Here is a 14,457-nt window from a genome sequence, read left to right as displayed (position 1 = left end):
TTTATTTTTATATTTTTTTAGCTCCCATTAATTTAACATTGAAAATGGCTGGTTGATAAATTAGTTCCTCTTCTTTATCTTTTGCTTTTATTACAAACTTAAATAAATAACTGTATTGATTACCTGGTGAAACCAAACTTTTTATTTTTTCAAAAAAACTTTTTTTATCCATTTCATTTTTTTCTGCTGGTGTTTTTATCAAATCTTTAAATGATACACTTCCCATTATTCCAGATGTTCCATTCCATCTTATATGATTATCAATTTTCTCGTTATCAAAATTTTTAATATTCGATTTCATACCAACATTAGTAATCCATGCTTCAAAAAGTCCTTCATTTTCACTTCTTACAGTTCTTTCTTTTGGAACTTTAGAATCGATAATCAATTTTTCTCTTTTTCCTGGAGTTACTAAATATACCTTTACATTCTCAAGCTCAATTTCAGGATTTTTTACTTCCAGTTCTACACCAAAGCTGATGTCCATTTTAGTAGATTTAGTCAGTTTTCCATTACTATTAGTATCAATACTGTTAATTTCAATATAAGAAACCTTATAATTTTGAGTAGACACTGGCGAAGCGGTAGAAAGTACTCTTTCTTCTTCTTTTTCTTCTGTTACAGGTTTTTCCACTTTAACATCATTTTCAATTTCTTCATTTTGTTTTACAAGCTCTGAATTATTTTCCGAATCATTTTTGTCAGTCGGTTTTTGAAAATCTTCTAGTTTTTGGCTTGCATAAGCTTTTTCAATTTCATCCTTCTTATCTTTTATTATCTTCTTAGAATTTACATTTATTTCTTTTTTTGCAATTTCTTTATTTATTTTTTTAATTATTTTAGAACTTTCCTTAGATTTTTGTGCTGAAGATTTAGTTCGCAATTTTTTATTTTTATTTCTACTTTTCTTTTCTGTAGCTGGTCTTGCTGTTATCTTACCAGCAATTTTATTAGATGAAGTTGACTTTGTTGCTTTTAAAGTACTTTCCTTTAGAGTACTAGAACTTTTTTTCTTTGAATTTGATGTTTTTTTATTTTTTTTCGTTTGAGTATTCGATTTTTTTGTAGTTTTTGCTCCTGTATCGGAATTATCTGAATTTGATGCACCAAAAGCTGAATTTGAAAACATTGCTCCAGATAAAGCTGTTAAAGTTACCGTTATTTTTTTTAAATTCTTCATTGCTCCAACCTATCTCTTCTTAATTTTTTATTTTTATCCTTTTAAGAAAATTAACAAGAATGCTATAACCAATGCATAAATCGCTGATGACTCAGTAATTGCCAATCCTGTAATTAATGTCTGCATAATATCCTGTTTAGCTTCAGGCTGTCTTGAAACTGCTTCTACTGCATATCCAGTTGCAATTCCCTGTCCTAATCCTGCTCCAATTCCTCCTACTGCTGCAATACCTGCTCCTAATAAAGCTGCTGCTTGAATCATTTCCTTCATTCTTTAATCCTCCTGTTTTATTGATTTAATAATTTTTATTTTAAAATTTTTACTCTTCTTCACCCAACGCTTCACTTACATAGACTGATGAAAGTATTGTAAATACAAATGCCTGTACAATCCCAATAAATAAATCTAGATAAAGCTGTATAAGCATCGGCCATCCGACTGAAAATGAAAAACTTCCCTTCAGCATATCATGTGTCAATGACTGAAGCATTCCACGTCCTACAAGACTGTATAAAAGCCCAACAATTACAAGTCCTGCAAGCATATTTCCAAATAACCGCATTGATGTATTTAACACTTTTGAAAAAATATCTACTACATTTAGCGGGAACATAAACCACATTGGTTCAAATAATGTTTTTATATACCCTTTTAATCCATGCTGTTTTATAGAAACTGCTAAGAAAATAACAATTACTATAAGTGATAATCCTATTGTTGTATTTGGATCGGCTGTCGGAGTTCTAAAAAATGGTTTTATCGTTTTAACTCCATTTTCTGTTACTCCCATCATAATGAATGGAAATAAAAATGTACTTAAGTTTGAGAACATTATAAATATGAACAATGCCGAAAAAAATGGTATATAGTTTTTTTTATGTTTTCCAAATGTAGTCAAAAATGTATTTTCAATAAAATGGTAATACTCTTCCATTATAATCTGCATCTTACTTGGATTTTCAACACTTATATTTTTTGTCCCTTTTCTTACAAGAAATATAATTATAAGCATAATTACCCAAGTATCAAGCACTGTCTGACTAAGTGAAAATCTAAAGTTTCCTAGAACAAAGTTAAAATAATGCGGTGCTTCTACAACGGAACTTGGTGATTCAAATCTTACTGGTAAAATTGTCGAAATAATTGATAAAATCAAGTTTACAACAATCATCATAAGAAACAGGAATCCCAAAAATTTCCAAATTTTACTTTTCATTATTTCCCTCCTTTCTCCCAACTTTGAGTAAAGATTAAAAAAACTTTGTTACATATGTTTATTATACTCCAATTAAATTCATTTTGCAAATTTTATTACTATAAATATTTAAAGCACTATTTTAATTTCCCTATAAAAAAACCAGCACTATTAAAGTTGCATTTTACTTCAATAATACTGATTTTTTAATTTTTTATTTCTTATTTTTTTCAATTTCTAAAAAATCTAAACTCTTAATTTTCAATATTAGTGTTAGCATAAGGCCCTTGTGCTAAACCGTTTGTAGCATTTTTAGGATTTGTTAATAATGATTTGTAGCTAAAGAAAATACTTCCTTTCACTTCTGGATAATTTCTGTTGAAATTTATCTGATTTATTAACTCTTTAGCATTTTTCCACTCATTTATTTTGTATGCTGCCTGTCCAATATACAAGTTTGTATTTGTTTGTGCTGCATATTTACTCCACCATTTTACAAGCGTATTATACTCAGCGGCTTTATGTCCTTGATTCCAGTAAATTTGCGGCGCTACATAGTCTATCCATCCTTTATTCATCCAAAGTAAAATATCTGCATACAAATCGTCATAATTTTGTACACCTGCAGTTGTTTGAGAACCTCTTACTGGATCAGTAGACGCATTTCTCCATACACCAAATGGACTTATTCCAAATTCCACATTTTCTTTTTCTTTTTTAATTGAATTATGTAATTTTTCAATTAAAGTATTTACGTTATTTCTTCTCCAATCTCCAATTGAAGAAAATTTACTTCCATATTTTTTAAATTGTGCAGAATCTGGATATTCTTGATTTTTAACTTTATATGGATAGAAATAATCATCCATATGAACACCATCAATATCGTAGTTCTTTACAACTTCAACAATACTATTCACAACATAATCATTAACTTCAGGAATTCCTGGATTTAAGTATAATTGCCCTCCGTAAGCTACTGTCCATTCAGGTTTTTTACGTCCAATATTATCACTTGATAATCTATCTCTTGAACCTGAAGTTGAAAGTCTGTATGGATTAAACCATGCATGAAATTCAATACCTCTCTTATGAGCTTCTTCTACCATGAATTTTAATGGATCGTATCCTGGATTTATTCCTTGAGTTCCTGTCAAATATTCAGACCATGGTGAATATTTAGATGGATAAAAAGCATCCGAAGCAGGTTTTACTTGTACAAATACTGCATTCATATTCCACTTCTTCACATTATCAAGGATTGTCAAAAATTCTCTTTTTTGCTGATCCACACTAAGTCCTTTTTTAGAAGGCCAGTCGATATTGCTGACACTTGCTACCCAGACACCTCTTAATTCTTTATTTTTTGTAACCTTTTGATTACTAACTTTTGCTGCATTGTTATTACTTCCCACTATAATATTCGAGGCATTCAATGTAGCTGCCGTTAAAACTGTAATTGCTAATAATGATATTTTCTTTAAAATTGACTTCACCAATTTCTCCTTTCTGAATGTTTAATCTTCAATATCATTTTAGTATATTTTTTCTAATATTTCAATATATTATCCTTATTTTTAGCTTTTTTTCACAGTTTTAATTTAATTAATACAATTTTTTAAAATTTAAAAATTAAATATCACCTAAAGTTGCTACCATAACTGCCTTAATCGTATGCATTCTGTTTTCCGCCTCATCAAATACCACTGAATTTTTACTTCTAAACACTTCATCAGTAACTTCCATTTCCTTAATTCCGTACTTCTTTTCAATTTCCTTTGCAACTTTTGTATTTAAGTCATGAAATGCAGGCAGGCAATGCATAAACAGATAGTCATCCTTTGCGTGTTTTATAAGCTCACTATTTACCTGATAATATGAAAGTCGATTTATTCTTTCTTCCCACACATCATAAGATTCTCCCATCGAAACCCAGACATCCGTATAAATCACATCCGCATCTTTCACTCCCCCAATTCTATCATCCGTAAATGAAACACGCCCTCCATTTTCTTCAGCCAGTTTCAATGCAGTTTCAGCCAATTCTTTATCTGGAAAATATTCTTTCGGAGCAACAATTCTAAAATCCATCCCAAATTTTGCTGCACCAATCATAAGTGAACTTGCCATATTATTTTTTCCATCTCCAAGATACGCAAACTTAATTCCCTTCAAAGTTCCCTTTTTCTCTAAAATAGTTAAAAAATCCGCTAAAACCTGTGTTGGATGAAACTCAGTCGTAAGTCCATTCCACACAGGCACGCCAGAATGTTTGGCCAATGCTTCTATCAAATTCTGTCCATATCCACGATACTCAATTCCATCATAAAATCTTCCCAGAACTTTTGCAGTATCCTCGATCGACTCCTTATCATTCATCTGAGAAGTAGAAGGCCCAATATACGTAACATTTGCTCCCTGATTATAAGCCGCAACTTCAAAAGCACATCTAGTACGTGTCGAAGTCTTTTCAAAAATCAATGCAATATTTTTACCAGTCAATTTTTTTTTCTCAGTCTTATTTTTCTTATCTTCCTTCAATTTTTTGGCCAAATCTAGTAAATATTGTAATTCTTCTGTTGTAAAGTCTAATAATTTTAAAAATGATTTTCCTTTTAACATATTTTCTCCTTAATTTCTATTTTTTATTCTAAAATATTCATTTAAAATCTCTTTTTCAATTTCTTTCAATTTTTGTACATTTTCAATATTTTTTTTATTTTCATCAGTATATCGGATCAATTTCATATTTTCATCAAAATAGTATCTCTTTTCAAAAATTTCCGACTTTTTACTGTCAAATACTTCTCCAATTTCCACATCATTTTCTCTGTACCAATCAGCATTTATATAATATGGAACATTATATTTTTCAGTTCTATTAAAAATAAAATAAACTTTTCCATTTTTCACGTAATACTCCGTCGTTCCTCTCCAGGTTTCACCAAAATATTCAGTTACAATTTTCTTAACAATTCTATTTTGAAAATAATATCTTATAACACCACCCTCTATACTCTGTTCATCATCCTCAATTTCCTTCACAATATAATTCTTTATAGCATTAGTACCTTTGTAATCTTTCCTAATTTGAGCAATCTTACTTTCAATATTTGAATTACCAAAACTTATCAAACTTAACAAAACAGCTATTATCGCAATTTTTCTAAAAATTTTCATAAGTCTCACCTTTATTTATAATTTTTTTATTCCTTCATTATAATTTTACCTCAATAACCTCTAATTTACAATATTATAAAAAAGACTAAAACGTTTCCAAAACTTTGCTCAATATTGATACTGCTTCATCAATTTCTTCAGTTTTCACATTAAATGGCGGGAAAAATCTCACAACGTTATTTCCAGCTCCAACTAGCAGCAGCCCATTTTCCAATGCCTTTAAAACTACATCTTTTGCCAAAACTTTGCTTTCGTCAAATTTTATTCCCAAAAGCAGCCCTTTTCCACGAATTTCATCAATAAAATTATATTTCCCCTTCAATTCTTCCAATTTTTTAAGAGAATACTGCCCTTTTTCCACAACATCCTTTTCAACCAGTTTATTGTCAATCAATTCATGCAAAACAGCATTTGCAACAGCACAAACTAGCGGATTTCCCCCATAAGTCGAACCATGATCTCCAGGCTTCAAAACATCGTTTGCCTTGCCCTTTGTAAGAGTTGCTCCAATTGGAACACCGCCACCAAGCGATTTTGCCACAGTGACAATATCTGGAATAATCTCAAAATTTTCATAAGCAAACAATTTTCCAGTTCTTCCCATCCCGCATTGAATTTCATCAAAAATCACAAGTGCATTATATTTTTCACTCAACTCCTTTATCGCCTGCATAAATTCGGGTGTTGCACTTTCCAGCCCACTTTCTCCCTGAATTGGCTCCAAAATTATGGCTGCCGTTTTTTCACTCACTTTTGCCTTCAAATCTTTCACATCATTAAAATTACATTGTGTAACATTAGAAATCAAAGGCTCAAAAGGCTTCTGGTATTTAGGCTGTCCTGTTATTGCTAATGCTCCTGTTGAGCGTCCGTGAAATGAATTTTTCATATAAATTATTTCAGTTTTGTCAATAATTTTATTTCCATTTTCATCATACGATAAATTATTACCATATTTGTGAGCAATTTTTACTGCCAGTTCAATTGCTTCTGTTCCACTGTTAGTAAAAAATACTTTCTCCATCGCACTGTTTTCTGTAAGTTTTTTTGCCAGCTCTAATTGAGGCTCGCTGTAATAAAGATTTGAAATATGTATCAATTTTTTACTTTGTTCAGTTAGAGCATTTATAATTACTGGACTTGCATGCCCCAGACAGTTTACCGATATTCCCGATACAAAATCGATATATTTATTCCCTTCGATATCAAAAATATAGCTTCCTTCCCCCTTGTCAAAAATTACATTATATCGACTATATACATTTAATAACATTTTTTTGCTTCCCTTCTAAAATTTAATTTATTTTTTTATTAAAGTTCCAGCTCCTTCCTCTGTAAACAACTCCAATAATAATGAATGTTCCAGCTTCCCATTTAAAATAATCACATTTTCCACCCCTTTTTCAATGGCTTTTAGGCAAGTATTCACTTTAGGTAGCATTCCTCCACTAATTATACCTTTTTCAATTAATTTATTTACGTGATAAACGTCAATTTCATCAATAAGCGTCTGCTTATCGTGATAATCAAGCAATATTCCATCAACATCCGTTAAAAATATCATTCTATCTGCATTTAATTTTCCCGCAATTTCCCCTGCCACATAATCGGCATTTATATTATAAGTCTGTCCATTTTTATCAGTTCCTATTGACGAAATTACTGGAATATAGTCACTTTTTTCAAGCACCTTTATAATTTCAGTATTAATATTTTCAATTTCTCCCACAAATCCAATATCAATTTTCTTTGTTTCCTCGCTATTTTCACTTTTTTCTTCAATATACTTTTGCCTAACTAAAATCATATTATCATCTTTTCCGCTTATTCCAACAGCTTTCCCGCCATATTTATTAATATCTGCAACAATTCCCTTATTTACTTTCCCAGAAAGAACCATTTCCACAATCTCCACAGTTTCCCCATCAGTCACACGATTTCCCGCAATAAATTTACTTTCTTTTCCAATTTTTTGAAGCATTTCATTAATTTCAGGGCCGCCACCATGTACAATTACAGGATTTATACCAATGTATTTCATAAGTACAACATCTTTAATAAACTGTTTTCGTGCAGTTTTGTCAACCATGGCGCTTCCACCATATTTTATAACTATTGTCTGCCCATAATATTTTTTTATATATGGCAAGGCATTTACCAATATTTTAGCCTTCTGTAAATTTGATACCATTATTCTATCCTCCAGATTATTTTCTTATGTATGATATTCAGCATTTATTTTCACGTAATCATAACTCAAGTCACATCCCCACGCAGTCGAAGAAAACTCTCCATCATTCAGTTCAATCAAAATTTCAACTTTCCCATTTTTCAAAATTTTAACAGCCTTTTCGTTGTCAAATTCTATTCCCATGCCATTTTTTGCAACTTGAACTCCTTTTTGTAAAGCATTAATATCATTTCCAAGAAAAATATTTATTTTATCAACAATAAGTTTCGCTTCAGAATAACCTACAGCACAAAGGATTCTTCCCCAGTTTGGATCTTCCCCAAATACAGCCGCTTTGAAAAGACTCGAAGTTATTACTGATTTTGCAACTTTTTGTGCGTCTTTTTTACTTTTTGCCCCAGTTACAGTAACTTCAATTAATTTTGTCGCCCCTTCTCCATCTTTTGCAATCAACTTTGCCAGCTCCTGATTCACAAAATGAAGTGCCTCTTTAAATTTGCTGTATCCTTCAGAATTTTCATCGATAATTTTTTTATTTTCGGAAGCTCCATTAGCAATAACACAAGCCATATCATTTGTACTTGTATCTCCGTCAACTGAAATCATATTAAATGTGCTGTCTGTAATTTCAGAAAATATTTTTTGCAGCAACGATTTTTCAATATTTACATCCGTTACTGTGAAAGCCAGCATTGTAGCCATATTTGGATGTATCATCCCAGAACCTTTTGCCATTCCCGCAACTGTTACTGTTTTTCCATCTATTTCAATTTCTGCACAAATCTGTTTTGTAAAAGTGTCCGTTGTCATAATTGCCGACGCTGCGTCATTTCCTCCATCCTTCGATATTTCCTTGCAAATTTTACTAATTCCAGTTTCTATTTTTTCCATATCCAGCTGAACTCCAATAATTCCAGTAGACTGCACCAAAATCTCCTCTTTTTTGAGTCCCAGTTCATTTGCTGCAAATTCCGTCATTTTTTTAGCATTTTCAAGTCCAGTTTCTCCAGTACACGAATTAGCATTCCCGCTATTTACAATAATTCCCTGTGTGTTTCCATTTTTTATATTTTCCATATTCAAAATAATCGGAGCCGCTTTTACAAGATTTTTTGTAAACACCGCAGCTGAAACTGCCTTTTTTTCACTATAAATCAATGCCAAGTCTTTTTTTCCGCTTTTTTTCAACTGTGCCGATATTCCTGCCGCCTTTATCCCTTTAACATTAGTAATTGTCCCATCTTTTATTATTTTCATAAAAATCACTCCTTTTAACAGTTAGTTTTTTTTAAATATACATTGATAAAAATTCCAGTCCCATATTTTCTTCAAACCCAAACATAATATTCATACTTTGAACAGCTTGCCCTCCTGCTCCTTTTATAAGGTTGTCAATCGCAGAAATTACAATAATATTCCCACTTTTTGAGTCATAACGGACACCAATTTCACAAATATTACTATTTTTCACATTTTTTATCTCAGGCAAATTTTCAGTAACCCTTATAAAATACTCATTTTTATAAAACTCATTATAAATTTCATAAATCTTTTCTTCCGTCAAACTTTCCTTCCATTTTTCATTTACTTCCAAATAAATTGTTGAAAGAATCCCTCTATTTATCGGTAATAAATGCGGAGTAAACACTACGTTTATATCGCTTTCTGATAATTTATCCATTTCCTGCTTTATTTCAGGCGTATGTCTATGCTTTAAAACTCCGTAAGCCTTAAAGTTTTCATTTACTTCTGTAAAAATTGTATCTATTTTGGCACTTCTCCCTGCTCCTGAAACTCCAGATTTTGAATCAATTATTATTTTATCCGTTTTTACAACTTTATTTTTTAAAAGTGGCGCTGCTCCCAATATCGCTGATGTCGGATAACACCCCGGACATGCAATAACTTGACTTTCCTTTATTTTTCCCCTATTTATCTCAGGCAAGCCATAAACTGCACTCTGATTAATTTCAGGAAACTCATGCTTAACATCATACCATTTTTCATAAGTTTCCGAATCATCCAGCCTGAAATCTGCTCCCAAATCAAAAACTTTTACATCATTTTCAAGTGCCTTCTTAGTCATCTTTTCCGACAATCCATGCGGCAATGCCAAAAACAACACATCAATTTTTCCAAAACTCTTTTCAGCCTCTTCCTGAGAAATCAATTTTTTCTCAAAATATTTTTTATAATTCGCATACACATCCCCCATATTTTCCCCAGCATTTGAATACGAAGAAATAAACTCAATTTTCACTTCTTTATGGTTATTCAATATCCATACTAACTGCTGTCCAGCATATCCAGTCGCTCCAATAACTCCAACTTTTATCATAATTACCATCTCCTTAAATTTTTTATAAAAAAAAAAGCCCTTTTTTACAGGCTCTAAATAAAATTATACAAATTGTATATAAAAACAAAGAGCCAATAACCCAAAAGTCATTGGCAAAAATAAAATTTTTATATAAAACAGGAATCCATTATAAAAATGACTATACACCATCTGACAAGGGTTTATAATTAAATTATGTAAATTTATTATCCCTTATCCTTCTTATCATTTTCATAATCTTTTCCTCCCATCATTTTAATTTGTTTTTTGATAAATCTATTATAGCAGAAAAATAATACAAAATCAATATATTAAATATATAAGTTTTTAATGATAACATTAATAGAATTAATGATATAGATTTTATGAACAAAAAACTATCTTTTTTCTGATTTTACAATTTCAAAATCAACTAATATCGGCAGATGATCCGAAAGCTGAGTTTGTATAACTTCATAACTTTTTACTTTTATTTCCTTTGAGCAAAGTATAAAATCAAGTTCCCTTTTTGGATTCCAGCTCGGAAAAGTCGGATCTTTTCTTATGTTTATATTTCGCAGGTTGGAAGCCTGTAAAAACATTTCAATTTCCTCTTCTCCCCAGAACACATTAAAATCTCCAGCAACTATAACTGGCTTTTTGCAGTTTTTCACAAAATTGTAAAGCTGCACAATCTGTTTCTGCCGTGTTTTTCCACCAAGTGCCAAATGAACTAGAAATACTACAACATCTTCCGTTTCCACCTCAATAATCAATTTTTTCATTCCAATATCCAGATAATGAAATTCTTCTCGTAAAACAGGCTTTTTAGAAAGCAAAGCATTCCCCTGCTTTCTCACCATCGGAAATTTCATATAATTAGAATCTTCCTCATATTTATACTGATAAACATTATTATTTCTCGTAATTCTCCCAAGAAGCGTAGCCTGATTTCTGCTGTACATTCTAAATGAGCCAAGATCAACCTCTACAAGTCCCACAATATCAGGCTTATATTTATTAATAAATTTACCAATGCGATATATATGCCTTACAGAGCGTCCCAAATACCCTCGCATATGCTTAAACGGCTGATTCAAATATTTTCCAGTCCCATATCGAATATTATACAAAAGAAATTTCATTTCTCCTCACTTCTCTTTCTTGTATCTTCACAAAATTATACAAATCACTTTAACATTAGACCTGTTCGATAACTATACAAACTTAGAATTTAATAAAATAAATATCTTGAAGCAAGGGGTCTTGACCCCTTGTATAGATAAAAAACTTAAGTTATCGAACATATCTATTAAATAAATATATTCGACAACTTTAATACTTTTCTTTTATTTTTGACAAGATGTTTGACTTCTTGAGTAATACTTTCCATATTTATAATTGCCAAATTGTCTAACAGGATTTATTTTTTTACTATCCCAACTCCATCTCCAAACGGCAGCAGTACAAAATTATACTCTTCATTCAACTTTTCTATAAACTCTTTGAGCCTTCTTACAATTGTCTTATATCTTTTTGGAATTTCTTCCTTATCTGCCGCAACCAGTCCACGAAACATTAGATTATCAATAAAAATAATTCCATTTTCATTGAGAAGTTCATAACTCATTTCAAAAAACTTCAAATACTGACCTTTCGACGCATCAATAAAAATAAAATCATATTTCACATTCTTATCAAGTTTCGGAATTTCTTCCAAAGCATCTCCAAAAATCATCTTATTCTTTTCAAATAATCCAAGTTTCTTAAAATTTTCCACAGCTTTTCCATAACGAATTTCATCAATTTCCATTGTTGTCAAAAACCCGCTATTTTCATTAGCGATTTGTGCTAAAAATAGTCCTGAATAACCTGTCGCTGTACCAATTTCCAAAATATTTCGAGCCTTTATATTTCTAGCAGTAAAAATCATATAATTTAGCACTTCATCTGTAATAATCGGCACATTTTCATCTAAACTTTCGTTTTTTATATCCTGTATAATTTCATTCCTTATTTTAAACAAATTCTGTGCATATTTCGATGATTCCATAAAATTTTCTATCATAAATTTTCCTTTTTTCTTTTATTGTATATTGATATTCATTTAAAATTAAACCTCCAAAATTTTAGCAGCATGTTTGTAATCTTTGAGTCAAATTTTAAACTATCTTTGCTATAATCTAAATTATTTTAGAAAAACCAAACAATTTATTCCCCTTTTTAAAATATACATTTTATTTATTCGCTTATAAGAAGCCTTTCCTCCCCTTTACTAATAATAGTTCCTAATAAATCCTGTATTTTAATAAAGAATAGAATTTTTGTGTTAAATCTAAAATTCCAGTTTCCAACTTTAATTTTTTATATTTTTAATTTAATATTTACAGCATTTCCCCCATTTTAAAAATAGGCAGCATAACTGAAAATACAATAAGCCCAATAATTACTCCGATAAAAATTATCGAAAGCGGCTCAAACATTTTTAAAAACCATTTTATTTTCTCGCTAACTTTTTCGTAATAAATTTCATTCAAATTAAAAAATGATATTTTCATTTCGCCGGTCTTTTCTCCAATTGCAAGGAAACTTACGTATTCATTATCAAAAAAAGTCGTATGTTTAAAGGATTTTTGAATACTCTCACCTTTTTCTATTTTTAAAATAATTTTTTTCAGTTCCTCATTTAAAATATAACTTTTGGAATTTGTACACATTTTTAAGGATTGAATCAATGGAACATTGGCATCTGTCAGAGAATACATATTTCTTGTAAAATTCAATATGCAAATATTTTTATACATTTGCCCAACCAGTTTCATTTCTAAAAAAATTTTTTCAAAATTCTTTTCATTTTTTCCTTTCCAATTTTTTAATCCAAAAAATAAAAAAATTATGGCAATTAAAAGAAAAATACCATATTTATCCGTTATTTTACTAATATTTATCACAATTTGCGTAACTCTCGGTAATTCCTGCCCAATGTCAGAATAAATTAGGACAAATTTAGGTACAACAAACTTTAACAATATAAACACAATTACTAATGCTGTAATTATAACTGTTATTGGATAAATGCTCAAATTTTTCACATCTTTTTTTATTTTCTGATTAAACTCGTATTTTTCATACAGATTCTTAAAGACTATTTCCAAATTTCCAGTTTCTTCCCCAATTTTTACCATTTCCATAAATTCTTTATTTGCAGTAATCTTTGAAAAAGCCCTATGAAGAGAAACTCCCTTTTCAATCTGCTGTTTTGTACGAATTATCTTACTTTTCAAATCTCCACTATAATTCTGTGCAACAATTCCAAGTGTATCAATTAGCGAAATTTTACCATTTAATAAATAATATACACTTTTCGTAAACGATAGCAAGTCTTTTTCACTAATTTCACTTTCCTTGCTCTTTATAATACTTGCCATTTTAATTAACCCTCCCCTTTGATTAATTATAAATCAATTATTATTTTCTGTTATTTTCCAATGCAATTTTCCCCAATGCGATTGATCCGACAAATCCTGCTTCATCTCCAAGTCCTGGATAAACAATATAGTCTTCTATTTTTTCTAAAATTTCCTCTTTTTGAACATACCCATTTAAAAATTCCAACACATATTTTCTAATTAATGGAAACAGCTGCTTTTGTTTCATAACTCCCCCACCCATAATTATTCTTTGTGGCGATAAAATCAAAGTATAATTTACTACAGCCTGAGCCAAATAATATGCTTCCATGTCCCAAACTTCATTCCTATCGGCAAGTTCAAATCCTTTTTTACCCCATCTGTCTTCTATTGCAGGCCCTGCTGCCATTCCTTCCATACAGTCCTTATGGAAAGGGCATCTTCCTTCAAACTTATCATCTTTATGTCTTTTCAAGAATATATGTCCCATTTCAGGATGAGTCAATCCTTGAAGCATTTTCCCATCAACAACTGCTCCAGCCCCAATTCCAGTTCCAACAGTAATATACATAACATTTTTCAGATTTTCTCCAGCACCCCACCAGCTTTCCGCAAGCGCCGCTCCATTTACATCAGTATCAAATTCCATCGGAACATCATAATGTTTTTTCAACTCTCCAATTAAATTATAATCGCTCCAGTAAGGCTTTGGAGTTTTTGTAATATATCCGTAAGTTTTAGAGCCTTTTACAGGATCAATCGGTCCAAAGCTCCCAACACCCATTACATCAAATTCCTTGTCTTTAAAATATTCAATAACTTGTGCCATTGTTTCTTCAGGAGTTGTAGTTGGAATACTTACTCTTTCGATAATTTTCCCATCTTCAGTTCCCAATCCACATATAAATTTTGTTCCCCCAGCTTCAACTGCCGCAATAATTGCCATAATTTCACTTCCTTTTCTTTTTAAATTTTTATTTGTAT

At 30.7% G+C, this 14,457-nt stretch carries 14 protein-coding genes; all 14 read right to left on the bottom strand.

What is annotated here, in order from left to right; translation table 11 throughout:
• Window positions 1–7 precede the first annotated feature (7 nt).
• Window positions 8–1,180 carry a hypothetical protein gene (locus LEBU_RS03250; RefSeq protein WP_015768898.1) on the bottom strand — a complete coding sequence of 391 codons (1,173 nt, stop codon included), beginning with the start codon at window positions 1,178–1,180 and terminating at the stop codon, window positions 8–10.
• Window positions 1,181–1,213: 33 nt separating this feature from the next.
• Entirely contained in the window at window positions 1,214–1,450 is a 237-nt protein-coding gene (atpE, locus tag LEBU_RS03245; protein WP_015768897.1) for an ATP synthase F0 subunit C, read from the bottom strand.
• 49 nt (window positions 1,451–1,499) lie between these two features.
• Entirely contained in the window at window positions 1,500–2,396 is an 897-nt protein-coding gene (atpB, locus tag LEBU_RS03240; protein WP_015768896.1) for a F0F1 ATP synthase subunit A, read from the bottom strand.
• A 233-nt stretch (window positions 2,397–2,629) separates the two neighbouring features.
• Window positions 2,630–3,871, bottom strand: a complete 1,242-nt coding sequence (locus tag LEBU_RS03235; RefSeq protein ID WP_015768895.1) for a glycoside hydrolase family 10-like protein — start codon at window positions 3,869–3,871, stop codon at window positions 2,630–2,632.
• Between the two features lie 136 nt (window positions 3,872–4,007).
• Window positions 4,008–4,997 carry an ornithine carbamoyltransferase gene (gene argF, locus LEBU_RS03230; protein WP_015768894.1) on the bottom strand — a complete coding sequence of 330 codons (990 nt, stop codon included), beginning with the start codon at window positions 4,995–4,997 and terminating at the stop codon, window positions 4,008–4,010.
• Window positions 4,998–5,006: 9 nt separating this feature from the next.
• Window positions 5,007–5,555, bottom strand: coding sequence for an LptF/LptG permease family protein (locus tag LEBU_RS03225; protein ID WP_015768893.1), 549 nt, complete (start codon window positions 5,553–5,555; stop codon window positions 5,007–5,009).
• An 85-nt stretch (window positions 5,556–5,640) separates the two neighbouring features.
• A complete protein-coding gene (locus LEBU_RS03220; protein WP_015768892.1) occupies window positions 5,641–6,828 on the bottom strand; it encodes an aspartate aminotransferase family protein in 1,188 nt (395 codons plus the stop codon).
• Between the two features lie 27 nt (window positions 6,829–6,855).
• Window positions 6,856–7,746 (bottom strand): acetylglutamate kinase, encoded by an 891-nt coding sequence (gene argB / locus LEBU_RS03215; RefSeq protein WP_015768891.1) that lies wholly within the window; start codon window positions 7,744–7,746, stop codon window positions 6,856–6,858.
• 24 nt (window positions 7,747–7,770) lie between these two features.
• On the bottom strand, window positions 7,771–9,003 hold the full coding sequence (gene argJ / locus LEBU_RS03210; protein ID WP_015768890.1) for a bifunctional glutamate N-acetyltransferase/amino-acid acetyltransferase ArgJ: 1,233 nt from the start codon (window positions 9,001–9,003) through the stop codon (window positions 7,771–7,773).
• 31 nt (window positions 9,004–9,034) lie between these two features.
• A complete protein-coding gene (gene argC / locus LEBU_RS03205; protein WP_015768889.1) occupies window positions 9,035–10,084 on the bottom strand; it encodes an N-acetyl-gamma-glutamyl-phosphate reductase in 1,050 nt (349 codons plus the stop codon).
• A 377-nt stretch (window positions 10,085–10,461) separates the two neighbouring features.
• Window positions 10,462–11,208: an endonuclease/exonuclease/phosphatase family protein gene (locus LEBU_RS03200; protein ID WP_015768888.1), complete on the bottom strand. Its 747-nt coding sequence runs from the start codon at window positions 11,206–11,208 to the stop codon at window positions 10,462–10,464.
• Window positions 11,209–11,486: 278 nt separating this feature from the next.
• The gene (locus tag LEBU_RS03195) at window positions 11,487–12,131 is read right to left on the bottom strand and encodes an O-methyltransferase (protein ID WP_015768887.1); all 645 of its coding nucleotides are present in this window, start codon (window positions 12,129–12,131) and stop codon (window positions 11,487–11,489) included.
• A 316-nt stretch (window positions 12,132–12,447) separates the two neighbouring features.
• Window positions 12,448–13,491, bottom strand: coding sequence for a type II secretion system F family protein (locus LEBU_RS03190; RefSeq protein ID WP_015768886.1), 1,044 nt, complete (start codon window positions 13,489–13,491; stop codon window positions 12,448–12,450).
• 40 nt (window positions 13,492–13,531) lie between these two features.
• The gene (locus LEBU_RS03185; protein ID WP_015768885.1) at window positions 13,532–14,419 is read right to left on the bottom strand and encodes an ROK family protein; all 888 of its coding nucleotides are present in this window, start codon (window positions 14,417–14,419) and stop codon (window positions 13,532–13,534) included.
• Window positions 14,420–14,457 lie beyond the last annotated feature (38 nt).

Source organism: Leptotrichia buccalis C-1013-b, assembly GCF_000023905.1.
Taxonomy (GTDB): domain Bacteria; phylum Fusobacteriota; class Fusobacteriia; order Fusobacteriales; family Leptotrichiaceae; genus Leptotrichia; species Leptotrichia buccalis.
This window is presented reverse-complemented; position numbering and strand designations above follow the sequence as displayed.